A 21,960-nucleotide genomic window follows, 5' to 3' on the forward strand; every position below is an offset into this window, starting at 1 on the left:
ATTTTATCTCCTTAAGAAATTAACAAATTATAATTTCCTTTTGAAACAAAATGGATACAAAAATTTACTTAAAAGCTATAAATGTAGCGAAATTTGCCCATTTAAAAAGCGTTTCAACTCTTTTAAAACCTGCGTTTAAACAGAGCTCTTCATTTTCTTTTTGAGTATAAGGTATGAGTATATTTTCTAAGGCTTGACGCTTTTGAGCAATCTCAAATTTAGAATATCCTTGCTTTGCCTTATATTCTTCGTAAATTTCTATCATATCTAAGGTAAATTTTTTATCTTCAAAGACCAGCTTTTCACTAAATACAAAAAGCCCGTTTTGGTTTAAATTTGAGTAGATTTTTTTGACAAATTCATCTCTTTTTATAGGACGAATGAACTGCAAAGTATAGTTAAGTATCACAGCATCTGCCCCGCTAAAGTCATACTCTAAGATATCTTTAGCAAACAAATTTAAATTAGCCCCATAAGCAAGAGCTTTGTTTTTTGCCGTTTTTATCATAGCAAAGCTACTATCTACGCCATTTAAAACAAGGTCATTTCTAAGCTTAAAAAGTCTTAGAAGAGTAGTAGCAGTCGAACATCCTAGATCAAAAACATTAGCATTTGTCGGTAAATTTTTTACTAAAATTTCAGTTATTAAAGATTGTACCGTGTCATAAAAAGGCACTGAGCGACTTACCATATCATCAAAAACGCTTACCACGCTCTCATCAAACTCAAATTGCTTTTTTATAGGCTCTTTAAAAACCTCATCTCTCACACTAAATCCCTTGAATGTATAAAGTTATCTTGCAGACTAAGGTCGCAAGCTTTTGCTACGTTTCTTGCTATAAGTATATCTTTTGAGATCTGCTCTTTTAGCTCTAAGAGTGAAGAAAATTTGATATTATCGCGTATTCTTTCTATAAAGCAAACTTTGACTTCGGTAACTTTTTCGTGTAAATTTAGATCCAAAAGATGATTTTCTATACTAAAAGCACCATCAGTACTAAGGCGATTTCCTATAAAGGTTATAGAACTATATGTTGCATTATCTATCTTTGTTCTAGTTGCATAAACTCCGTCTTTTGGTAAAAGATACGGTTCTACTTTTAAATTTAAAGTCGGATATACACTCTTTTTTCCTATACCTTGTCCGCTTACAACCCTGCCTTTTATGCTATACTCTCTACCTAAAAGGCGATTTGCTCTATATATATCTCCATCACGTAAAAAACGTCTGATAGCTGAGCTATGCACACCAAGACCATCAAAACAAAATTCTTTTACCACAATGACTTCGCCGTGAAATAAATTTTTAAGATCGTGTTTGTCCCAAGCTCTATCTTTTCCAAATTTAAAGTCATATCCTACAATTATACGTTTTAAATTTGGAAAATCAGCCTCTAAAAGCTTTAAAAACTCATCTCCTCTTAGATCCTCGATATCTTTTAAATAATAATAAAAACAAGGGACGCCTGAGTACTCTTCTCTTCTATCGCCTGGGGTGATACAGGCTTTATTGCTCTCTATAACAACTAACGCCCCGCCCTTTCCAAGCTCTTTTATGAGCTCTTTATGTCCTTTATGAATGCCATCAAAATGTCCTATAGCAATAGAATCTATATCATTTTTTTCTATAGTGGTAGAATGATTCAAGATTTCCCTCCTTACCTGTTATTACGCACTCTTTTTTAGCAAGGCATTCCCAGCCAAGCTCACTGCAAGCGCTCTGAAAATATTTTTGTGAAAGTAAAATTTGCTTTTTATCTTTTACTACGCCTTTTGAGTTTCTTTTTACATCTTTTCCTACTTCAAATTGTGGTTTATGAAGCAAGATTATATCTCTTTTAGCCAAACGATCGATATCTTTTAAAATAAGCAAAACAGATATAAAACTAACATCTATAGTTACTAGATCAAATTTACCTTCTTTAAAATCCCTTATATCGGTATTTTCTCTTAATATGACTCTAGCATCACTCCTAAGAGTGCTATCAAGCTGATTGCTTCCTACATCTAAAGCCGTTACGCTTTTTACTCCATTTTCAAGTAAAACTTGCACAAATCCACCTGTGCTACTTCCTATATCAAGAGCGTTTAAACCAAATGGATTAAATTTGATCTTTTCTAAAAAGCCTTTTAGTTTCAAAGCCGCCCTACTAACATAAATAGTATCTAAAGCCTTTATATCAGCACTCTCATCTACTTCTAAGCTTGGCTTGTCTAAAATCCTATCATTTATATAAATTTTTCCTAGCTTTATCAGCTCACTGGCTTTATTTCTGCTAATGCCAAGCACAAACGCCACTGCAAGATCTGCTCTCATTTAAGGCTCTCATACTCGTTTTCATTTATCAAATTTATGCCTAAACTCATAGCTTTTTCTAGTTTGCTTCCTGCCTCGTCTCCATACAAAACAAAGTCTGTTTTAGCAGAAACTGAGTTTGTTACCTTTGCCCCAAAACTCTCAAGTTCAGCTTTGAACTCATCTCTAGGGCGAGATAAAGATCCGGTTATGACAACTATCTTGCCACTAAAAGCATTTTGTTTTAGCTCTATTTGGGCTATTTTAGGCGTTATAAAGCTAAGAAGTTCTTTGATCTTGTCTAAATTTACCCTTATAAACTCAAGATAGCTTAACGCCATAGCTTCGCCAAAACCATCTAAACTAAGAAGTTCTTCAAGGCTTAAGCTGATCCACTTTTGAGCGTAAGTTATGGCTATTTTTTTTGCAGCAACCTCCCCGATATGTTCTATACCTAAAGACGTGATGAAACGTTCTAAATTTGGGGTTTTAGAATCATCAATAGCCTTTAATAAATTTGATATTTTTTTTGTTTTAAAACCCTCTAATCCCATAAAGCTAAGCTCATCAAGCCTATAAATATCTGCTATATCTTTGATAATTCCTTTTTTAAAAAGTAGCTCCACTACCTTTTCTCCAAGCCCATCTATATTCATACATTTTTTTGAAGCAAAATATATGATAGAGCTTACGACTCTTGCTTTACAGCTCAAATTTTGACATTTTATAAGAACATCTTCATCTAAAAGCTCCGTGCCACATTCTGGGCAGAATTTAGGACGTGCTATCTCCTTTTCTTCACCATTTCTACGCTCTTTAAACACGCTAGTGATCTTTGGTATCACATCTCCACTTCTTATGACTGCAACAAGGTCATTTTTCATAAGCCCAAGGCGATTTATCTCATCAAAATTATGCAACGTAACATTTCGCACAAAAGCGCCCTCTATCCATACTCCATCTAAAATACCAACCGGAGTTACAACACCTGTTCGCCCTACTTGCAATGCTACATCTATCAAGCGAGCCGTTTTTTCTATAGCTGGGAATTTATACGCAACCATAAATTTTGGAAATTTGACTGTATATCCAAGGCTTTTTGCTTTGCTTAGGTCATTTACCCTTATAACCATTCCGTCCATTAAGATAGGCTTATCGTCTCTTTTTTTTGTAAGTTCTTTGTAGGCATTTTTTAGCTCGTCGCTTGTTTTGCAGATCAGACAAAACCCATCTTGCAAAAACCCAAGACTTCGCACAAATTCCATAATCTGCGAATGTTTTTCATATTCCAAAGAGTTGCGCCCTACTCCCCAAGGATAAAATTTGAGTTTTCTTTGTTTTACTACACCATTATCTAGCTGTCTAAGGCTACCAGCAGCCGCATTTCTAGGGTTTGCTAAAGGCGGCTCGCCATTTTTTTCACGTTTTAAGTTTATAAGCTCAAAATCTTCTTTTGAGATCACGACTTCGCCTCTAATCTCTATGAGTTCTTTATAAGAGATTTGAAGTGGGATAGATGAGATAACTCTAGCGTTATTAGTCACGTCTTCGCCTATGCTTCCATCGCCTCTAGTGGTAGCTTTTACAAGTTTTCCATTTTCATAGAGCAGATTTAAACTAGCGCCGTCAAATTTAGGCTCTACAAAAAATTCAAGCCCCGTTTTATCACCCCTAAGTATCCAAGCATCAAGTTCTTCATCACTAAAAATATCTTCCATAGACCACATTCGCTCTAAATGCGATGATTTTTGAAATTCACTTAGAATTTCGCCGCCGACTCTACAAGTAGGAGAGTATGAAACTTTTAACTCTGGATTTTCATCTTCAAACTTAAGCGTTTTAGCATAAAGTTCGTCGTATTCAGCATCACTAGCTATAGGGGCGTCATTTGTATAGTAGGCTTTTGCCCATAAATTTAGTGTATCGACTGCTTTTAGGTAATCATTTTTATCCATAGTTTTTCTCTAAATTTCTAAATTTTTATAAATTTGATTTATCTTAAACATTTGAATATGCTCTAAAACATCATGTACTCTTATGATTTTAGCACCATTTTCAAAAGCTTTTAAATGTAAAAATAGCGTTCCAGGAAGTCGCTCACTCACGCTTGCTTTGCAGTAATGATCTATCACGCTTTTTCTACTTGCTCCTACAAAAAGCGGGTATCCAAAGTGTAAGAAATGCTCTAAATTTTTGATGAGTATCATATTGTCTCTTGGAGTTTTGCCAAAGCCTATTCCTACATCTAAAAATATCTTTTTCACGCCCAAACTTTTGCAAATTTCAAGCTTTTTAGCGAAAAACTCATCAACTTCACTTAAAATATCGCAGTCTTTTACGTCTTTTTGCATAGTCTTAGGATCGCCTATTTTTTGCATCAAGCAATACTCTGCGTCATACTTAGTAGCTAGAGTAGCTAAGCTCAGATCTGCAGTTATGTCATTGACCATACTAAAGCCTCTCTCAAGTGCGTAAGTAAGGCATTTTTCATCAAAACTATCTAGACTTAGCTTAACTTTTTCATAAATCTTACTTGCATAAATTTCATCAATGACTGGCTTAACTCTACTAAACTCCTCACCATGCCCAGGATAAACACTTCCAGGACGTGAGCTAATCATACCTATATCTATGTACTCAGCGCCATCTTCTATCATCTTTTGTATTTTTAAGATGCACTCGTTTTTAGTGGTTCTGCTACTAGGGTTAAAACTATCGTCATTGAAATTTAAAACCCCCATTATGCTTGGCATATCTGGCTTTTTAAACTCTATTTTTATAAATTTAGCTAGATCTTTTAGCCCAAAATCCTGCTTTGCCTCTTTTTTGCTTAAAATAGAAAGCTGTCTATCATTTGCTATAAGTAGAGCATTTACTAGCCCATCTCCACCAAAAACACTATCTTTTGAAGTCACAAGCTCGGCTCCTATGCTTAAAGCGTCTTGTTTTAAGATATTTACGGCTACTTTTTTAATATCTTTTATATAAAAAAAGTGAAGAGCTGACTTCTGTTTCATTATGTTTAGTCCAGCGATATGCGGTTTTATATCCTTGCATAAAACTTCAAAATCATTATCTTTACTGACCTTAAAAACTCTCATCTTGTCCTTTGCATCAAAAGAAGTAAAAGTGGCGTTAAAACGCTAGCTGATTTCGCGTTTAGATCTATCAATCTATAAATTTTATAAAAGTATTCGTAATCTTCGCTTTCAAATTTGATCCCAGCAGTAATCGCATCTAAGATTATCTGTTTTACTACTGCTAAAAGCTCTTTTTTACCGAATTTATCGCTCTTTTCAAGCGCTACTTTCTCTTCTATAAAAAGATAAATTTCCTTAAGCTCTAACCTTTTTAAATTTAAACCGATATCGATCTTTATACTTTTTTTGACTCTGATATCCATAACGAGCCTAGATCTGACGGTTGGTAAAAGGAGATTTTTACTCTTTGCGACGATTACAAAAACTATATTTCTTGGCGGTTCTTCTAATATCTTAAGCAGTGCATTTTGTGGATCTATACCAAATTTATGAGCTATTATGACTATGATTTTTTCTCTGATCTCTGCGATATAAGCTTCGTTTATTATCTCTTTAGCATTTTCCATTAAAAGAGTATCGTATTCAAATATTTTTACAAAATTTGGATCATTCTCAGCTAAAATTTCGCTTTTTATAGATTCGAAATCTTCATCTATTATGATTTTGCTCTGCAAGTTTTTACCTAAAGAGTTATTTTGCCAAAAAGCACGTCATCTATACTTTTATCAAACAGCCTAAACATAGAAAGTAGCTTAAAATCAAGCATATCATCGCTTGAGCTTAGATAAAAGCTATTTTGCGCTTGCTCATCAAAAAGCCACATATAGCTATCATCTTTGCCTTTTGCAAGACTAGCAAATTTAGAATTTGATTTTCCTATGTAAAAATATATATATCCATTTGGAAAGGCGATGCTTAGCATATCTTCTAAAAGACTTATCTCTTCTTTTGAGTTGATCTCGCCAAGAGATGGATATAGCGATCTTAAAGATACAAAAGGAAGTATAGGTCTAGAGCTATTTTTTCTATTTATTTTTCTTAGAAAATATTTTTCAAACCAGTCTCTATCTTCATCGCATATCACGATAAAAGTAAAGCCGTCTAAAAGGTACTTTATCCTAGAAGCTAGCAGTGGTGCCCACTCCACACGCCTTTCTTCCATCCAGCTCATAAGAGGACCATCATCTCTGATAGCCTCTAAGCTCCATTTCATAAAATCGCTCATTAAGCGTCCAGTTTGTATGCTTTGTGTAAAGCTCTTACGGCTAATTCACCATATTTTGACGCGACTATCATAGATATCTTTATCTCGCTAGTAGATATCATTTGTATATTTATATTCTCATCTGCTAAAGTAGTAAATGCAAGACTAGCTATACCACTATGACTTTTCATACCGACGCCAACAACACTTACTTTTACCACGTCGCTATCTATCTCTACGCTTCTTGCTGTTCCTTCTACTACTTCTCTAGCTGCTTCCATTTCATTTTGAGGGACGGTAAATCCAAGACTTGTAGTGCCATCTTCGTGGCTTGTGTTTTGGATTATCATATCTACGTTTATATTTTTTGCGGCAAGTTTAGTAAAAATCGCAGCTGCAACGCCAGGTTTATCAACGACTCCTCGCAAAGTAACCCTAGCTTGATTTTTATCTAGTGCAATGCCGCTGATGAGCACTTGCTCCATACTGCTATTTTCCATATTTGCTTCTCCTGTTATTAATGTTCCTTCATTATTATTAAAACTACTTCTTGTTACTAAATTTACATTTAATTTTTTAGCTAGTTCAACGCTTCTATTTTGCAATACTTTTGCGCCCATACTTGCAAGCTCAAGCATCTCATCATAGCTTATCTTGTCAAGTTTTTTGGCTTTTGGCTCTATCCTAGGATCTGTGGTATAAACCCCATCTACATCAGTGTAGATCTCACATAAATCAGCATTCAAAGCTCCAGCTAACGCAACAGCACTTAGATCACTTCCGCCACGACCTAAAGTAGTCACATCGCCATCTACACTAACTCCTTGAAATCCAGCAACAACGACTATCTTGCCCTTACTAAGAGCTTTTTTCAAATTTGTGCAGTCTATCTCTAAGATCCTAGCTTTAGTATGAACATTATCTGTTATGATCCCAGCTGCTCTACCGCTCATAGCAACAGCTTCATAACCTTTTTCATTTAATGCTATAGATAAAAGCGAACTAGTTACTCTCTCTCCAGCACTTAAAAGCATATCCATATCTTTACTAGCAGGGGCTATTTTAGTAAAATACTCGGCATATTCTATAAGTTTATTTGTAACTCCACTCATAGCAGAAACTACGACTACTACATCATTTCCGGCTTTTTTTGTATCTATTACTCTTTTTGATACTTCTTCTATTCGCTCAAGCGTTCCGACACTTGTACCACCGTATTTTTGAACTATAAGCATTAAATATATCCCTCTTCTTTAAAATATTTCAAAACTTTATGATAAACACTTTTTTTAAAGTGATTAACATTTTCTAAAACCATATTTTCTTTGATAAACTTATAGTCATCAAATTCAGGGTGCTTTGTTTTTAAGTTTATCTTCGCTTTAGGCTTTAATCTGACCAAAAAATACTTTTGAATTTGTCCGTCGTATGGCGACATTTTTTGTGCTATATTTTCAGGAAAATCATAGCTAAGCCACTCAGGATGTTCGCAAAGTATCTCAATGTCGTTTGTGCCTATCTCTTCGTTAAGCTCTCTTAAAAGTGCATCTTTAGGTTTTTCTCCTTTATCGATTCCGCCTTGAGGAAATTGCCAAGCACCTTTGATATCATATCTTTGTGCAATGAAAATATTGCATTCAAGAGGATATAAAGGAGAGAGTATAACAGCAGCCACATTTGGTCTGTATTTTTTTTCTTTCTCCATTTTTTGTTCCTAAATTTTTAGGAAAAATGCTACCCTAAAAGGCTTTAAAGTTTAATTAACTTATAATACAAAACAAATTTTATGCCTGTTTAATTAAGCTTATAAACGCGTAAATTTTTATCAAAATAGACGGAATTTAGGAGAGAACTTGCAGATATATATCCACATACCATTTTGTGAGTCAAAATGCCCTTACTGCGCTTTTGGCTCACACAGCGATAAATTTAGTCAAGTCAAAAAATATTTTTTAGCTCTAAACCATGAAATACAAAATACAATTTTGGATCTTAACGAAAAAATAACTACGATATTTATAGGTGGCGGTACGCCAAGTAGCGTAAATGCTGAGTTTTACGCTCAAATTTTTGAAGCTTTAAGACCAAAATTAGCAAAAAACGCAGAGATCACTAGTGAAGCAAATCCAAATTCGGCAAATTTAAAATGGCTAGAAGATATGAAGAGACTTGGCGTTAATCGCATAAGTTTTGGAGCTCAAAGTTTTGATGAAAAAAAGCTAGGATTATTAGGTAGAATTCATAGCAAAAACGCGATATTTAAAGCCGTGCAAAATGCAAAGATCGCTAAATTTAAAAATATAAACGTAGATCTGATGTATGGTACTAAACTAGATACCAAAAAACTTCTTAAGCGTGAGCTTGAAAACATAGCAAATTTAGGCATTTCTCACATTTCTGCGTATTCACTTAGCTTAGAAGAAAAGACGCCTTTTTGGGACAAACTAAATTTAAAAAAAGATAGTTTAAGTTTAGCAAGATATCTTATAAACGGACTTGAAGATATAGGTTTTAAACAATATGAAATATCAAATTTTGGTAAAATTTGCACTCATAATCTAGGCTATTGGAAGCAAAAAGATTATTTAGGTTTTGGAGCTTACGCAGTTGGGACTATTGCAGATAAAAGGTTTTATTCGCCAAGTGATTTAGATGAGTATATAGCAAATCCACTGCAAAAAAAGGTAGAAATTTTAAGCAAAAAAGATATCTTAGAAGAGCATATTTTTTTAGGGCTTAGAAGCTGTGTCGGGATAAAACTATCAAATTTAGATAAGAAAAAGATCGAAAAAGTAGAGCTTTTAGAAAAAGAAAATAAAATTTATATAAAAAACGGACGAGCATTTAATGCAAATTTTCTCATAGCAGATGAAATTTCTCTGTTTTTAACCTAGCAATTAGTAAAAAAACGCTAAAATGCAAGACTAACTTTTTAATGGGAAATAGTAATGTTTGGAATGAGCTTATCAGAGATAATAATAATAGCCGTTGTTGCTGTGATTTTTTTAGGTCCAGATAAACTACCAGATGCAATGGTAAAGATCGCAAAATTCTTTAAGATGTTTAAACAGACAATAAATTCAGCAAAAAGTACATTTGAACAAGAAGTCAAGATAGCAGAGCTCAAAGAAGACGCTAAAAAGTATAAAGAAAGCGTACAAAATGCGACTAATGCAGTAAGAAAAAAGCTTACGTTTGAAGAACTTGACGAGCTAAAAAGCAGCATAAGCGAAACAAAAAATAGCGTAAATGAAAGCCTAGAAAATATCAAAAACGATATAAAAAACCCATTAAATTCTCTAAATAGTGGCGATATCTTAAAAGATGAAATAGAGCAAAAACCAGCCCAAACTACATTAAATTTAGAAAATAAAAAAGAGGCATAATGTTTGAAGATTTAAGACCGCATTTGATTGAACTCAGAAAAAGACTATTGATAAGCGTTTTTGCTTTAATAGTGTGTTTTATAATATGTTTTAACTTTTGGAATCCAATCCTAGCTTATATGAGCGCCCCTTTAAAAGCAGTTCTTCCAACAGGAAGTAACATAATCTTTACTCAAGTCGCAGAGCCATTTTTTACTGCGATGAAAGTAGCATTTTTCGCTGGATTACTCCTATCTTTGCCTATTATTTTTTGGCAATTTTGGCTATTTGTAGCACCAGGTCTTTATGAAAATGAGAAAAAATACGTCATACCATTCGTATTTAGCGCAACTCTTATGTTTTTAGTAGGAGCTGCATTTTGTTATTATTTCGTAGTTCCAGTCGGTTTTCATTTTTTGATAAATTTTGGAGGAGAGCTATTTCAAGCATTGCCTAGTATAGGCGATTACGTTGGATTTTTTACCAAGCTAGTTGTAGCTTTTGGGATAAGTTTTGAGCTTCCAGTCGTTACATTTTTCTTAGCAAAACTAGGAATAATTGATGATAAAACGCTAAAAGGATTTTTTAGATACGCCATAGTTGCTATATTTATATTTGCCGCTATAATGACGCCCCCTGATATCTTAAGTCAGTTTTTACTTGCCGTACCGCTCATAGGACTTTACGCGCTGTCGATTTTGATAGCAAAAATGGTAAATCCAGCGCCAAAAGATGACGAAGAGGACTTAAAAGAAGATGAGCAAGATGAATAATCAAATATTTGCTCTTAGTAGTTATGATTATAAGCTTCCAAGTGATCTTATAGCTACATCGCCAACTATCCCTAAAGAAGATGGAAAACTACTAGTTTATGATAGAAACAAAGATCAAATTTTCCACTATAAATTTGGAGATTTAGCTAAAATACTACCGCCTTGTAATATTATCTTTAATGATACTAAAGTCATAAAAGCGCGAATTTATGGAACAAAGCAAAGCGGCGGAAAGATAGAACTTTTACTAAATTCACCGCTAAATGATAATAAATTTAGTTGCTATATAAAAGGAAAAACTAGCGTTCATACTATTTTAAATTTTGATCTTAATTTAAAAGCAGAAGTTTTAGAGCTAGGCGATGATGCTAGTAGAGTCGTGCGTTTCACAAAAGATGGCAAAGTCATAGCAATAAACGAACTTTATGAGATCTTAGCAAGTATCGGGCATGTACCGCTTCCCCCATACATAAAAAGAGAAGATAGCAAAGATGATGAAAAATGGTATCAAAGCATATTTGCTAAAAATCCAGGAGCCGTAGCAGCGCCTACTGCGAGCTTACATTTTAGCCATGAAATGCTAACAAATTTAAAAAAAAATCACGAGATCAGCTATATCACACTACACGTTGGAGCAGGAACTTTTAAAGGCGTTGAGAGCGATGATATAAGAGATCATAAAATGCATAGCGAATTTTATGATATACCAAAAAATACTGAGAGCATTATAAACTCAAATGCCAAAATTCTAGGCGTAGGGACAACTGTTACAAGGTGCATTGAGTACTACGCTAGAACAAAACAAGTAAATGGCTTTTGTGATCTATTTTTACATCCGCAAAACAGACCCCAAAGACAGGATTATTTGTTTACAAATTTTCACCTGCCAAAATCAACTCTTATAATGCTAGTTGCGAGCTTTATAGGGCTTGAAAAAACAATGGAAATTTATAAAATAGCCATAGAAAATAGATATAAATTCTACTCTTATGGTGACTCTATGCTGATAATTTAGGAGAAAAATATGAGATTTGCAGCGGTTTTTGTGACAAGTTTTGCATTTGCTAATGAGTTATATATAGACAAACATTTAAAACTAGTACTAAACGAACAGACTAATTTATCTTTAGAAGGTATGCTAGTAGTGCTATTATCTCTTATGGTAGCTATTTTATTTATGTTCTTTATTTTTATAAAAATTCAAAAAAGAAGACAAAAAAAGTTATTTGCAACTAAACATAGTCGAACGATAAAACAACCATTTTATATGACAAAGATCGATATATCTCCTATCGTCCATAAGCCTCATGACGGAGATATTGTACAAGAATTATCATTTTATTTTCAAATGCTTCATAAGATAAATGCAACAAATAACAATACGGTATTGTTTGATTATGATATAAGATATTTTAGAAACTACATGGCAGATTATCATACGATATTATATATGATACACGGGATTGTCGAGTTTCTTACAAATTCTACTAAAAACTCTACTATAGCTATCGTTTTTAAGCAAATCGAAGAGATAGAAGGAGAGATCAAATTTAGTGTCTCTATAAAATTGCACGGCGATTTTACCGGACATGGCGATATGATAAGAATGTCAATAGCAAGAAAGAATAAAAATATATACTATAAAAAGCTATCTTTAGCTTGCTACAGAGCAAAGATACTAGGTACAAATATAAAATATACAAGCAACAAAAGCGAGTCTGAGTTTGTTTTTGAGCTAAATCTAACACCTACTAAAGAGATGCCAAGATATCATTTCCAAAACACAGATAAACAGATAACTGCTATAATAGCAGAAGACGATAAAAACTCTTACAACATTCTACGTTCTCAGCTTGAGTATTACGGCATACAAATAGAGCCAAACAGTAGTTGGAGCATCATCAAAAGACATATAACAGATACTATTTTTAGACCAAATATAGTCTTTATCCAAGCAAAAATTATAAAAAAATTACCGATTCAAGAATTCAATATGCTTAAAGAATATAAAGAAAGAAAAAATATAAGCGTAGTCATCATCAGCAATAATGAGAATTTCGATAAAATTCAAGAAGATATAAAATTCGACACATATATATTAAAGCAACCTTATACCTCAGATACGCTACTTGCTATATTAAACAAAACAGTAGAAGAGACTTTATGGCGTGGAAATGGCGGAATTTAACCTAGCTTTTTTATCTTAGAGATAAAAAATGCATTCATAAGATCATCAGGCAATATCCTAACTCCAAATTCATTTTTTACGCATGATTTTAGATCAAAGTCTATGGCTTCTAGTTTTATATCAAATTTAGAAGCCAAAGCGTTTTTGATGACATCTTCGTTCTCTTCTTCATAAAAAGTACAAGTACTATAAACTATCTCTCCACCTACTTTTAAAGCACTAAGGGCCGCATTTAAAAGCTGTTTTTGAAGTCTAGCTATGGATTTTATCTCTTTAAATGATTTTTCTTTAAAGTTTTCATTGTATAAAGAATACGACGAACAAGGTGCGTCTAGTAAGATTTTATCAAATTTATTTATGCAAGTATGAGCCACGCTTCTAGCGTCTTTGTTGTATGTTTTTACCCATTGGCAGCCGTAATTTTTTAAATTTGCCTTTAGCTTAAAAAATCTCTCTTTATTTGCCTCCATCGCAGCCAAATTTCCACTTCCGCTCATCAAATTTGCTAAAACTATACTCTTTCCACCAGGACTTGAGCACATATCAAGGACAAAATCCCCCGCTTTTGGATTTAGCGCTAATGGCGATAGATAGCTACTTAAATTTTGCAAATAAATTCTGCCTTCATTAAAAACGGCTGATGTTGTGATGAGCTCTTTAAATTTAAAATCACAAATGTAAAAATCACCAAAACCGCTATATCTAAAATCAACCCCCAAATTTAAAAGCTCATTTAAAGCATCTTGTTTTGTAGCTTTTAGTAAATTTATAAAAAATCCAACTTGTTTTGGCTGAAAAAAACTATCCCAAACCTTGTCAAAGATATCAGTTGCAACCAAATTTCTTAAATCATCTTTAAAACTCATTTTATAAAATTCCTAAATATCTTTTTAGTATTATCATCGCAGCTATACTATCAAATTTACCATCTCTTTTATCTTTTACCAAAGCACTTGCTTCAAAACTCGAATACGCTTCATCTTGATATATTATCTCCCCATCAAATCCAACAAGCGATATAAAATGCTTTATTCTTCTTTGCATTTCATCTTCGCTATATCCGCCTTTTGGAAGACCAACTACAAGCGTTTTGGCGTTTTTTTCTTTTAGTATTTTTAGAGTGTCATTTGCTGCTTGAACTCGGTTTTTACGAAGCACTGGCTCACTTGGTAAAACTAAATTTTTATTTATAGCAAAAGCAACACCTATCCTTTTTAAGCCAACATCTATTGCTACTATCATTGCAAAACCCTTACATAAATGCCATCTATTGCGATTTTGCCATCAAGCTCGTATTCATATAAAATATCGCCAAATTTAGCATAGCATTCATCGAAATTTGAGTTAGTTTTTATAAATTTTAGCACCTCATCACCGCTTTGTATAGATGTTTTTTCACTCTTAAACAAAAGCGCAAATTCATCAAAATCAGTGATTAGCTCAGCTTTTTTATTTTTTAAAAGCTCATTTGTCCCATTGCTTTCGCCTAGGCGTTGAGGTAGCACAAACAGAGGTATATTCATATCTAAAGCGAGTCTAGCACTACTCATAGAACCGCTTTTAAAATCAGCTTCGCCCACGACAACCGCGTCACTTAAAGCTACTACGATGCGATTTCGCTCTAAAAAGCTCCAAGGTGTAGCCTTAAAATTTGGCTCATACTCACTTAAGGCAAGTGAGTTTTTATAAATTTGCTCTATTATTTTTTTATTTTGAGCAGGATAGATATTTTCAAGCCCGTTGCCAAAAACTGCTATGGTATTAGGATAGGCACCTTCATGAGCAACGCAGTCAGTACCGATCGCCGCTCCACTAACAACACAAATACCATGATTTTTAAGACTAAGAGCTAGGCTATAAACTAAATTTTTAGTATATTGCGAACATTTTCTTGAACCAACTATAGCAATTTTTGGAAAGTCTAAAAGCCCAAGATCACCTTTATAGTAAAGTTTATCTACTGGTTTTTTTAGCAATTTTAAGCTAGTTGGAATTTCAGTTATAAAGTCCATATATCTCTTTTAGATAAACTACATCTACATCTTTTAAAATAGTTTGTTTAGCTATCTTTAAAGCTTTAAATGTCAAGTCGTGCGGATGTCCTATAGCTATGGCATACCCTCTTTTTTTTGCTTGTTTTATAGCCAAGCTAAGCTGTTTTAGTATCTTTGAAACGTCTTGATCATTATCTAAAAACACGTCTCTTTTTACATATTTTAGCCCAAGCTCCTTACTTACATAGCCTGCTTTAGACGCATTTGAAGTAAGACTATCTACAAATAATATACCCATTTTATCAAGTGAGCTTAAAAGTATCTGCATAGACTTATAGTTGCTAGTAAATTTACTACCGGTGTGATTGTTGATATACTTGACGTTGCCAAATTGATTTTTTATAGTAGATATCCTATCTTCTATCTTACTTTTTGAGTCGCCTACTTTTAATGTATTTGGCTCGGCTTTACTAAAAAACATAGCCTCAAGAGGAAGATGTATCATATAAAACTCAAAATCTTTAGAGATAGCGACTGTGTTTGGATGGGCTTTAGTAGGAGGAAATATAGAAGGCGTGATTTTTAAGCCTAAAGATTTTATTTTATCTGCTTGAGCTCTGTATGCTACATCATCTATGATGATCGCTAGTTTGGCTCTCGTATTTGCTTGATGCTTTTCTTTATTATGTAAAACTTCTGGCGTTTTTGTCTCTTTTTGACTAAGATTTTCATCTTTTTTTAAATTTATATTCGCATCTTTTTGAGTATCGCTGATGTTTGCGTCTTGTTTTAAATTTATACCTGTCTCTTTTTGGCTAACATTTTCATCTTTTTTTAAATTTATAAATGTATTGTTTGTGCTTATATTTTGCTCTGATTTATGAGTTTTACTAAGATTTAAATCGCTAAGAACATGAGCTGTGCTGATATCTTTTGAGCTATTTTTAGATATGTTTTTTTTCTGAGTATCAAGGTACTCTTCTATCTTGGAAATCGTCTTTTGATCATCTTTAACGACATTTTTATTTGAGTTCGTAACTAGATATAAAACAGCAAAAATGATAGATATACAGATAAATATACCGATATAAACTTTAAAAGCCCCCTTTTTAAATTTAGGGAGCTTTTTTCTTTTTTTTGACTTTGCCAATTAGTTTTTGTCTTTATTTACAAGTTTGCCTTTGTTTATCCAAGGCATCATAGCACGAAGTTTTTCGCCAGTTTTATTAAGTAGGCTCGCATCGCTGATCTTTCTTTCGGCGTTCATTTTTGTATAACCCGCTTTTCTTTCTAAGATAAAGTTTTTAGCAAAAGTTCCATTTTGGATCTCTTTTAAGATCTCTTTCATAGCAGCTTTACTGCTTTCATTTACAACTCTTACTCCACTTACGTAATCGCCGTATTCAGCAGTATTTGATATAGAATATCTCATATCGCTCATTCCACCTTGATAGATTAGATCAACGATAAGCTTCATCTCGTGTAAGCATTCAAAATACGCCATCTCAGGCTCATATCCAGCTTCAGTTAATGTCTCAAATCCAGCATTTATAAGAGCACAAAGCCCACCGCAAAGTACAGCTTGCTCACCAAATAAATCTGTTTCTGTTTCATCTTTAAACGTAGTTTCTATGATACCTGTTCTTCCGCCACCTATCGCACTTGCATAGCTCAAAGCTAGATCTTTTGCCTTGCCTGTTGCGTCTTGAGATACAGCGATAAGATCAGGAATTCCGCCGCCATTTATAAATTCATTTCTTACAGTATGACCAGGAGCCTTTGGAGCTATCATAATGCAGTCGATACCTTTTGGAGGGACTATTTGACCATAATGAACGTTAAAACCATGTCCAAAAGCTATAGCGTTTCCTTCGCTTAAATTCGGTTCTATCTCGGCTTTAAAAATATCTGCTTGAAGCTCATCTGGAGTTAGTATCATTATAAGATCTGCGTATTTTGTAGCATCACTTACGCTCATTACTTTAAATCCCTTAGCTTCTGCTTTTGCCCAGCTTTTGCCTTTTGGATTTAAACCCACTACAACCTCAACGCCACTATCTCTTAAGTTTTCAGCGTGAGCGTGACCTTGAGAACCAAAACCTATCATAGCAACTTTTTTGGACTTTATTAAACTTAGATCACAATCCTTGTCATAATAAACTGTTATAGCCATAACTTTATCCTTTGTTAAAATTTATTTTAAAATTATACTATCACTGAAATTTAAAATCACTGAAATTTAAAATATTATCTAAATTTAAGATAGATAAAAAGCACATTATAGTAGAATTACTTAAAAATTTTATCAATAAAGTTGAAAAGATGAATCAAGCAATATACAAAAGCATAAAAACTTTGCCTCCATTTGATGGAACAGTCGCTAAGATACAACAAATTTGTTGTGATGAAGATAGCAATATCAAAGATCTAATAGAAGTGATTAAAACAGATCCTATGCTAACTGCAAATATTTTACGCTCAGCAAATAGTCCGCTTTATGGATTTAGCAGAGAAATAACAGATATCAACCGCGCAGTTATGTTGTTTGGCTTAGCCACCATAAGAGGCTTTGCGCTCTGCGGAGCTATCAAAAAAACTTTTTCTATAGATTTAAGTCCGTATAAAATTTCAAGTGAAGCATTTTTAAATATGGCAACCGCTCAAAATGCACTTATTTTTAACTGGTACGGAAGCGTAAATAGAGAGCTTTTAAAAGTACTATCTCCTGCTAGCTTTATGATGGAAGTCGGTAAAATCATAGTGGCAAAAGAATTAATAGAGCATGAAAAAGACGCATCTTTTAAAGATGCACTAAAAAATATAAGTAGCCCAAATGATCTTTCAGAATTAGAAATAAAAATGGTTGGTATATCAAATGAAGAGGTCGCTGCTAAGATTTTTGAGCAATGGAACCTAGAAACAGAACTTGTTGAGGCTATATTGTATTCAAGCAATCCAGATGACGCTCCTGAATCTATAAAAGAGTGCGCTATCGCTCTAAAAATAGTCAAAAGTGCTATCAATGTATTTGGACAACTTACAGATGAAAATTTAGAAAGTACGCTTACTCTACTTGATACTTATGGCTTTGAACAAGCTAAATTTATAGATGCGGTTAAAAAAGTCAAAGGGTGAAAGAATTCCTAAAAGCTCTTCAAAATGGAGTAGATGATAAATTTATAAAAGCCGAATTTAAAGAGATTCTTCGCGTATTAGAACAACTAAAAGCCGTCAAAAAATATAAAAATAGATATTATATGAATGACGGTTATGTATGTGGAAAACTAGACATAAGTAGCAACGCTACTGGTTTTTTATACTCTTATGATAGGCGTTTTAAACAAGATCTTATCATAGAAAATAGACATTTAAACGGCGCTCATTTTGGCGATATAGTTCTAGCTAAGCTTACAAATTCAAAAAAATCAAGACTTCATGCCACTGTTATAGCAGTTTTGGTAATGGCAAATGAAACAAGCGTAGTTTATACCAAAAAATTTGGTGGGGCTATAATGGGAGTAAATGTCAAAACAGGACTTAGTATAGCCCTAAAAGCTAGCCAAAAATCGCTAAAAGAACTACCTCTAGGAACCGTTTTAAAAATAAATAATTTAAACAATGATATCACAGAAGTCCTAGGTGTCCTAAGTGATCCAAATGTCGATGAAAAGATATCTCTTGGCATATTCAATAAAAAAGATACTTTTAGCAAAACTAGCCAAAATGAGGCTTTGAGCTATGGAGATAATGTAGATAAAAGTATGTATCCAAATAGAGTAGATCTAACTGAGCTTGCTTTTTGCACGATAGATCCAGTAGATGCAAAAGATTTTGATGATGCTATTTATTTTGATAAAAAAAATAGAACCATATATGTAGCTATCGCCGATGTAAGCGAGTATGTAGCGCCATACTCAGCGATCGACAAAGAGGCTAAATTTAGAGGATTTTCCATATATTTTCCACATATCGCCATTCCGATGCTACCAAGAAATCTTAGCGAAAATATATGCTCTTTGAAACAGGACTGCGATAGGCTCGCATTTGTTTTTAAAATAACACTAGATGAAAACTTAGAATCTAGCAAAGAAGAGCTTTTTGAAGCAGTTATTCACTCTAAAAAGCGATTTAGTTATGATGAAGTTGATGAGATATTAGCATTAAAAGCAAAAACAATAGATAGCATTCAAAGCTGGATACTTGATCTTTTTGAGCTTACAAAAAAACTAAAAGAGAATAGGCTTAAAAACGGATTTGATTTTAGAAGCAAAGAACTTAGGATGAAGCTAAAAGACGGATTAGTCACGCAAACCTCTTATGAAAAAGAGACTGAGTCTCACGCTCTCATAGAAGACTGTATGCTTTTAGCAAACAAAGCCGCGGCAAAACGCATCAAAAAAGGAATATTTAGAAACCACGCTCAAGCTGATCTAAAAAAGATAAATACTCTTCTTGATGATCTAGCGCTTTTAGGCATAGACGTTCCTTATCAAAGTGATACCGTAAAACTCATCGCTCAAATTCAAACAAAAGCAGACGAGCTAGGCATCAGAGAAGATGTAGATAAGCTAATCATAAAAGCTCAAAAAAGAGCTGAATACGCAAGTGAGCCAAAAGGACACTTCGGGCTTGGATTTGAGCTTTACTCGCATTTCACAAGCCCTATTAGAAGATACTCTGATTTACTCTTGCATAGACTTTTAAAAGCAAATTTAAAAAACGATATAAAGCTTTTTAATTATCTTCTTTTAGATATAGAAGGTACTTGCGCAACATTAAATGAGCTTGAACGTGAAGCAGATAAAGTGGCATGGGACTTTATGGATAGAAAATTTGCTCGCTGGGCGGCTTTAAATTTAAATAAAAAATTCCGCTGCATTATAAGCGAAGTAGGAAATGAAAGCATAGCAAAACTAGATGATGAATTAAAAGGTGCTAAAATATTCATAGAAGGCTTTGCGTGTGAGCTCTTAACGCCTGTTTTAGTAGAGATAAAAGAAGTCGATATCGCCTCTGCAAAGATCATCGCAAAAGTGGTAGAAAAATTAAATGTATAAAAAAGAGTTACAAAACCTATTAAACTCGCCGAAATTTCCAAACTATTTTTTGCTTTTTGGAAGCGAAGCTTATCAAGTTGAGCTTTTTACTAAAGAGATTCTTGATAAATTTGATGATGAAAATAGACTAGATATTTATTTTGACGAGTATGATTTTAACGTTGCAAGATCGCATATATCAGAAACTTCGCTATTTTGTAATTCAAACGTGCTACATATAAAAGCAGACAAAAATATCCCCACAAAAGAGTTAAAAACTCTCATAGAAATATGCAAAAAAAACGAAAATAGCGTATTCATCTATGAATTTTATGAAAATGAAGATAAAATTTCATTTGAGGCGCAAAAAGCATTTGGTGTAAATTTTGCAAGATTTTTTGTGCCAAGCACTCCAAACGAAGCGATAAATTTACTATCATATCACGCGCAAAAACTAGGCATAAATGCTACAAATGCAGCTCTTTATCAAATTTATACATTGCAAAATGAAAGCCTATATCTAGCAAGTAGCGAACTAAATAAGCTAGAAAGTTTGTCAAAAAATGTTGATGAAAATATAGTAAATCAACTAGTCTTTAGCCTAAATGGAGTAAATTTCGAAACATTTTTTGATAAAATCATATCATTGCAAAACATAAAAGATGATTTTATAAATTACATTAGCGACCCAAACTTAAATGAAATAGCATTTATAAACTCACTATATTCATCATTTTTTAGACTTTTTAAAATTCAAACATATGTCAAAATTTATGGCGAATTTGACCTTAAAAAAGCTATCGGATATCTCCCGCCTTTAAACGTTGCAAATCAGCTAAAAAGACAAGCTTTAGGTATAAATACAGAACTTTATATGCAAATTTTCCAGTTTTTAAATTTAACCGAGTATGATTTGAAAACGAAAAAAGATATAGAAAAAGAGAGTTTTTTGCTATCTTCTATACTATCCATACAAAATCTAATAGCAAAAAACAGAAAATCTTAAGTGAGATTATGATAAAATGCAAGTCGCTTTTATTTCAAAGCAAATCCTTGCTCTTAATCAAGAGCTAAATACCCATAAGGAGAAATAATGAAACATTACGAGCTTTTGTTCATCTTAAAGCCAACACTAACAGAAGATGAAGCTAAAGTTAAAGTTGACTTCATAAAAGAAGTTATTACAAAAAACGGCGGCGAAATCGCCAGCGTAGTAGAGATGGGAACTCGCAAACTTGCTTACAAAATAGACAAGTATGAAAGAGGAACTTATGTAGTTATATACTTCACAGCTCCAACATCGCTTATAGCCGAACTAGTCAGAAATGTAAGAATTACTGAAGAAGTTATAAGATTTTTAACTGTAAAATATGAAAACAAAAGAGAGATTGCTGCTTGGGAAAAACTAAGCAAAGGTCAAAAATTAGTAAGTGCTAAAAAAGAGATAAGATCTACAGAAAAGCCAAGTGATTTAGAAGAATAAAAAGGATAGCTTATGTTTAATAAAGTCGTTTTAGTCGGAAACCTAACAAGAGATATAGAACTTAGATATGCTCAAAGTGGCTCAGCCATAGGAAGTACAGGCATCGCAGTTACTAGAAAATTTAGTGGTGCAAACGGCGAAAAAAGAGAGGAAACGTGCTTTATTGACATTACTTTTTTTGGAAGACAAGCTGAAATCGCAAACCAATACCTAAATAAAGGCAGCAAAATCCTTATAGAAGGTAGGTTAAAACTTGATCAATGGCAAGATCAGCAAGGCAATCCTCGCTCAAAGCATAGTATAATCGTAGAAAATATGGAAATGCTTGGGGGAAATCAAGGTGGATTTAAAGATCCTCAAACAAATAATACTCAAAACAATAGCTATCAAGAAATGCAAAATAGCTACCAACAAAACTCGAATGCTAGAAGCAGACAAAACTTTGACTACAGTAACACTACCAAAGCTCCTATGCAACCAAAAAAAGAGCAAAATAGCGAGTATTACGAGGAAAAGATCCCAGTCATCAATGTAGATGATGACAAATATGATAATGATGAAACTATTCCATTTTAAAGGA

24 protein-coding genes are annotated in these 21,960 nt (G+C 33.4%); 10 read left to right on the top strand and 14 right to left on the bottom strand.

All coding sequences use genetic code 11. The features are described from left to right. Positions 1 to 64 precede the first annotated feature (64 nt). Genes cmoA through CHLWT_RS06260 form a run of 9 tightly spaced genes read right to left on the bottom strand, consistent with a single transcriptional unit; the run spans position 65 to position 8,246 of the window. Entirely contained in the window at positions 65 to 769 is a 705-nt protein-coding gene (cmoA, locus tag CHLWT_RS06220; RefSeq protein ID WP_063997975.1) for a carboxy-S-adenosyl-L-methionine synthase CmoA, read from the bottom strand. Beyond that, entirely contained in the window at positions 766 to 1,650 is an 885-nt protein-coding gene (locus CHLWT_RS06225) for a bifunctional riboflavin kinase/FAD synthetase (protein ID WP_170253178.1), read from the bottom strand. The genes cmoA and CHLWT_RS06225 overlap by 4 nt, the downstream gene beginning before the upstream one ends. Further along, complete coding sequence (gene tlyA, locus CHLWT_RS06230) at positions 1,616 to 2,317, bottom strand: 23S rRNA (cytidine-2'-O)-methyltransferase TlyA (RefSeq protein ID WP_112000400.1); 702 nt, start codon at positions 2,315 to 2,317, stop codon at positions 1,616 to 1,618. The genes CHLWT_RS06225 and tlyA overlap by 35 nt, the downstream gene beginning before the upstream one ends. Beyond that, positions 2,314 to 4,251, bottom strand: coding sequence for an NAD-dependent DNA ligase LigA (ligA, locus tag CHLWT_RS06235; protein WP_112000399.1), 1,938 nt, complete (start codon positions 4,249 to 4,251; stop codon positions 2,314 to 2,316). The genes tlyA and ligA overlap by 4 nt, the downstream gene beginning before the upstream one ends. 9 nt (positions 4,252 to 4,260) lie before the next feature. Then, positions 4,261 to 5,397: a dihydropteroate synthase gene (gene folP / locus CHLWT_RS06240; RefSeq protein WP_112000398.1), complete on the bottom strand. Its 1,137-nt coding sequence runs from the start codon at positions 5,395 to 5,397 to the stop codon at positions 4,261 to 4,263. Beyond that, the gene (locus tag CHLWT_RS06245; protein ID WP_112000397.1) at positions 5,394 to 6,011 is read right to left on the bottom strand and encodes a DNA polymerase III subunit delta'; all 618 of its coding nucleotides are present in this window, start codon (positions 6,009 to 6,011) and stop codon (positions 5,394 to 5,396) included. The genes folP and CHLWT_RS06245 overlap by 4 nt, the downstream gene beginning before the upstream one ends. Before the next feature lie 8 nt (positions 6,012 to 6,019). Next, on the bottom strand, positions 6,020 to 6,562 hold the full coding sequence (locus tag CHLWT_RS06250) for a HobA family DNA replication regulator (RefSeq protein WP_059430951.1): 543 nt from the start codon (positions 6,560 to 6,562) through the stop codon (positions 6,020 to 6,022). Beyond that, positions 6,562 to 7,776, bottom strand: coding sequence for an aspartate kinase (locus CHLWT_RS06255; RefSeq protein ID WP_111969176.1), 1,215 nt, complete (start codon positions 7,774 to 7,776; stop codon positions 6,562 to 6,564). The genes CHLWT_RS06250 and CHLWT_RS06255 overlap by 1 nt, the downstream gene beginning before the upstream one ends. After that, positions 7,776 to 8,246, bottom strand: a complete 471-nt coding sequence (locus tag CHLWT_RS06260) for an RNA pyrophosphohydrolase (RefSeq protein ID WP_034962683.1) — start codon at positions 8,244 to 8,246, stop codon at positions 7,776 to 7,778. Before CHLWT_RS06260 ends, CHLWT_RS06255 begins: the two co-directional genes overlap by 1 nt. A 148-nt stretch (positions 8,247 to 8,394) precedes the next feature. Between CHLWT_RS06260 and hemW the strand changes: the two genes are divergently transcribed. Genes hemW through CHLWT_RS06285 form a run of 5 tightly spaced genes read left to right on the top strand, consistent with a single transcriptional unit; the run spans position 8,395 to position 12,867 of the window. Continuing rightward, positions 8,395 to 9,435: a radical SAM family heme chaperone HemW gene (hemW, locus tag CHLWT_RS06265; RefSeq protein ID WP_112000396.1), complete on the top strand. Its 1,041-nt coding sequence runs from the start codon at positions 8,395 to 8,397 to the stop codon at positions 9,433 to 9,435. A 54-nt stretch (positions 9,436 to 9,489) separates the two neighbouring features. Continuing rightward, entirely contained in the window at positions 9,490 to 9,927 is a 438-nt protein-coding gene (gene tatB, locus CHLWT_RS06270) for a Sec-independent protein translocase protein TatB (protein WP_063997967.1), read from the top strand. Continuing rightward, positions 9,927 to 10,679 (top strand): twin-arginine translocase subunit TatC, encoded by a 753-nt coding sequence (gene tatC / locus CHLWT_RS06275; RefSeq protein ID WP_059433782.1) that lies wholly within the window; start codon positions 9,927 to 9,929, stop codon positions 10,677 to 10,679. Before tatB ends, tatC begins: the two co-directional genes overlap by 1 nt. Then, positions 10,663 to 11,694, top strand: coding sequence for a tRNA preQ1(34) S-adenosylmethionine ribosyltransferase-isomerase QueA (queA, locus tag CHLWT_RS06280; protein WP_112000395.1), 1,032 nt, complete (start codon positions 10,663 to 10,665; stop codon positions 11,692 to 11,694). Before tatC ends, queA begins: the two co-directional genes overlap by 17 nt. Before the next feature lie 9 nt (positions 11,695 to 11,703). Beyond that, a complete protein-coding gene (locus CHLWT_RS06285) occupies positions 11,704 to 12,867 on the top strand; it encodes a hypothetical protein (RefSeq protein WP_112000394.1) in 1,164 nt (387 codons plus the stop codon). Here CHLWT_RS06285 and CHLWT_RS06290 read toward each other — a convergent pair. Genes CHLWT_RS06290 through ilvC form a run of 5 tightly spaced genes read right to left on the bottom strand, consistent with a single transcriptional unit; the run spans position 12,864 to position 17,034 of the window. Next, on the bottom strand, positions 12,864 to 13,733 hold the full coding sequence (locus tag CHLWT_RS06290; RefSeq protein WP_112000393.1) for an RsmB/NOP family class I SAM-dependent RNA methyltransferase: 870 nt from the start codon (positions 13,731 to 13,733) through the stop codon (positions 12,864 to 12,866). The two genes, CHLWT_RS06285 and CHLWT_RS06290, sit on opposite strands and share 4 nt — an antisense overlap. Before the next feature lies 1 nt (position 13,734). After that, positions 13,735 to 14,109 carry a Holliday junction resolvase RuvX gene (ruvX, locus tag CHLWT_RS06295; protein ID WP_112000392.1) on the bottom strand — a complete coding sequence of 125 codons (375 nt, stop codon included), beginning with the start codon at positions 14,107 to 14,109 and terminating at the stop codon, positions 13,735 to 13,737. After that, positions 14,106 to 14,879 carry a DNA-processing protein DprA gene (locus CHLWT_RS06300; RefSeq protein WP_112000391.1) on the bottom strand — a complete coding sequence of 258 codons (774 nt, stop codon included), beginning with the start codon at positions 14,877 to 14,879 and terminating at the stop codon, positions 14,106 to 14,108. The genes ruvX and CHLWT_RS06300 overlap by 4 nt, the downstream gene beginning before the upstream one ends. After that, positions 14,863 to 16,011, bottom strand: coding sequence for a divergent polysaccharide deacetylase family protein (locus CHLWT_RS06305; RefSeq protein ID WP_112000390.1), 1,149 nt, complete (start codon positions 16,009 to 16,011; stop codon positions 14,863 to 14,865). The genes CHLWT_RS06300 and CHLWT_RS06305 overlap by 17 nt, the downstream gene beginning before the upstream one ends. Next, on the bottom strand, positions 16,012 to 17,034 hold the full coding sequence (gene ilvC, locus CHLWT_RS06310; protein WP_034962676.1) for a ketol-acid reductoisomerase: 1,023 nt from the start codon (positions 17,032 to 17,034) through the stop codon (positions 16,012 to 16,014). It lies immediately after the preceding gene. A 149-nt stretch (positions 17,035 to 17,183) separates the two neighbouring features. On the opposite strand from ilvC, the gene CHLWT_RS06315 reads away from it, so the two are divergent. From CHLWT_RS06315 to CHLWT_RS06335, 5 genes are all read left to right on the top strand, one after another. Continuing rightward, positions 17,184 to 17,996, top strand: a complete 813-nt coding sequence (locus CHLWT_RS06315) for an HDOD domain-containing protein (RefSeq protein ID WP_034962675.1) — start codon at positions 17,184 to 17,186, stop codon at positions 17,994 to 17,996. Further along, complete coding sequence (locus CHLWT_RS06320) at positions 17,993 to 19,918, top strand: RNB domain-containing ribonuclease (protein WP_112000389.1); 1,926 nt, start codon at positions 17,993 to 17,995, stop codon at positions 19,916 to 19,918. Before CHLWT_RS06315 ends, CHLWT_RS06320 begins: the two co-directional genes overlap by 4 nt. Next, the gene (locus CHLWT_RS06325; RefSeq protein ID WP_112000388.1) at positions 19,911 to 20,903 is read left to right on the top strand and encodes a DNA polymerase III subunit delta; all 993 of its coding nucleotides are present in this window, start codon (positions 19,911 to 19,913) and stop codon (positions 20,901 to 20,903) included. Before CHLWT_RS06320 ends, CHLWT_RS06325 begins: the two co-directional genes overlap by 8 nt. A gap of 87 nt (positions 20,904 to 20,990) precedes the next feature. Continuing rightward, positions 20,991 to 21,380 (top strand): 30S ribosomal protein S6, encoded by a 390-nt coding sequence (gene rpsF / locus CHLWT_RS06330; RefSeq protein WP_063997958.1) that lies wholly within the window; start codon positions 20,991 to 20,993, stop codon positions 21,378 to 21,380. Positions 21,381 to 21,392: 12 nt separating this feature from the next. Then, on the top strand, positions 21,393 to 21,956 hold the full coding sequence (locus CHLWT_RS06335) for a single-stranded DNA-binding protein (RefSeq protein ID WP_063997957.1): 564 nt from the start codon (positions 21,393 to 21,395) through the stop codon (positions 21,954 to 21,956). Positions 21,957 to 21,960: the final 4 nt, after the last annotated feature.

Source organism: Campylobacter hyointestinalis subsp. lawsonii, from assembly GCF_013372165.1.
Classification (GTDB): domain Bacteria; phylum Campylobacterota; class Campylobacteria; order Campylobacterales; family Campylobacteraceae; genus Campylobacter; species Campylobacter lawsonii.

What these genes read in the sequence shown, in the direction of transcription:
- CHLWT_RS06325 (WP_112000388.1), top strand. Translation starts at nt 19,911, where the DNA reads ATGTATAAAAAAGAGTTACAAAACCTATTAAACTCGCCGAAATTTCCA.
- CHLWT_RS06300 (WP_112000391.1), bottom strand. Translation starts at nt 14,879, where the DNA reads ATGGACTTTATAACTGAAATTCCAACTAGCTTAAAATTGCTAAAAAAA.
- CHLWT_RS06315 (WP_034962675.1), top strand. Translation starts at nt 17,184, where the DNA reads ATGAATCAAGCAATATACAAAAGCATAAAAACTTTGCCTCCATTTGAT.
- CHLWT_RS06335 (WP_063997957.1), top strand. Translation starts at nt 21,393, where the DNA reads ATGTTTAATAAAGTCGTTTTAGTCGGAAACCTAACAAGAGATATAGAA.
- CHLWT_RS06290 (WP_112000393.1), bottom strand. Translation starts at nt 13,733, where the DNA reads ATGAGTTTTAAAGATGATTTAAGAAATTTGGTTGCAACTGATATCTTT.
- queA (WP_112000395.1), top strand. Translation starts at nt 10,663, where the DNA reads ATGAGCAAGATGAATAATCAAATATTTGCTCTTAGTAGTTATGATTAT.
- CHLWT_RS06250 (WP_059430951.1), bottom strand. Translation starts at nt 6,562, where the DNA reads ATGAGCGATTTTATGAAATGGAGCTTAGAGGCTATCAGAGATGATGGT.
- tatC (WP_059433782.1), top strand. Translation starts at nt 9,927, where the DNA reads ATGTTTGAAGATTTAAGACCGCATTTGATTGAACTCAGAAAAAGACTA.
- ruvX (WP_112000392.1), bottom strand. Translation starts at nt 14,109, where the DNA reads ATGATAGTAGCAATAGATGTTGGCTTAAAAAGGATAGGTGTTGCTTTT.
- CHLWT_RS06255 (WP_111969176.1), bottom strand. Translation starts at nt 7,776, where the DNA reads ATGCTTATAGTTCAAAAATACGGTGGTACAAGTGTCGGAACGCTTGAG.
- tlyA (WP_112000400.1), bottom strand. Translation starts at nt 2,317, where the DNA reads ATGAGAGCAGATCTTGCAGTGGCGTTTGTGCTTGGCATTAGCAGAAAT.
- tatB (WP_063997967.1), top strand. Translation starts at nt 9,490, where the DNA reads ATGTTTGGAATGAGCTTATCAGAGATAATAATAATAGCCGTTGTTGCT.
- rpsF (WP_063997958.1), top strand. Translation starts at nt 20,991, where the DNA reads ATGAAACATTACGAGCTTTTGTTCATCTTAAAGCCAACACTAACAGAA.
- CHLWT_RS06260 (WP_034962683.1), bottom strand. Translation starts at nt 8,246, where the DNA reads ATGGAGAAAGAAAAAAAATACAGACCAAATGTGGCTGCTGTTATACTC.
- ilvC (WP_034962676.1), bottom strand. Translation starts at nt 17,034, where the DNA reads ATGGCTATAACAGTTTATTATGACAAGGATTGTGATCTAAGTTTAATA.
- folP (WP_112000398.1), bottom strand. Translation starts at nt 5,397, where the DNA reads ATGAGAGTTTTTAAGGTCAGTAAAGATAATGATTTTGAAGTTTTATGC.
- ligA (WP_112000399.1), bottom strand. Translation starts at nt 4,251, where the DNA reads ATGGATAAAAATGATTACCTAAAAGCAGTCGATACACTAAATTTATGG.
- CHLWT_RS06285 (WP_112000394.1), top strand. Translation starts at nt 11,704, where the DNA reads ATGAGATTTGCAGCGGTTTTTGTGACAAGTTTTGCATTTGCTAATGAG.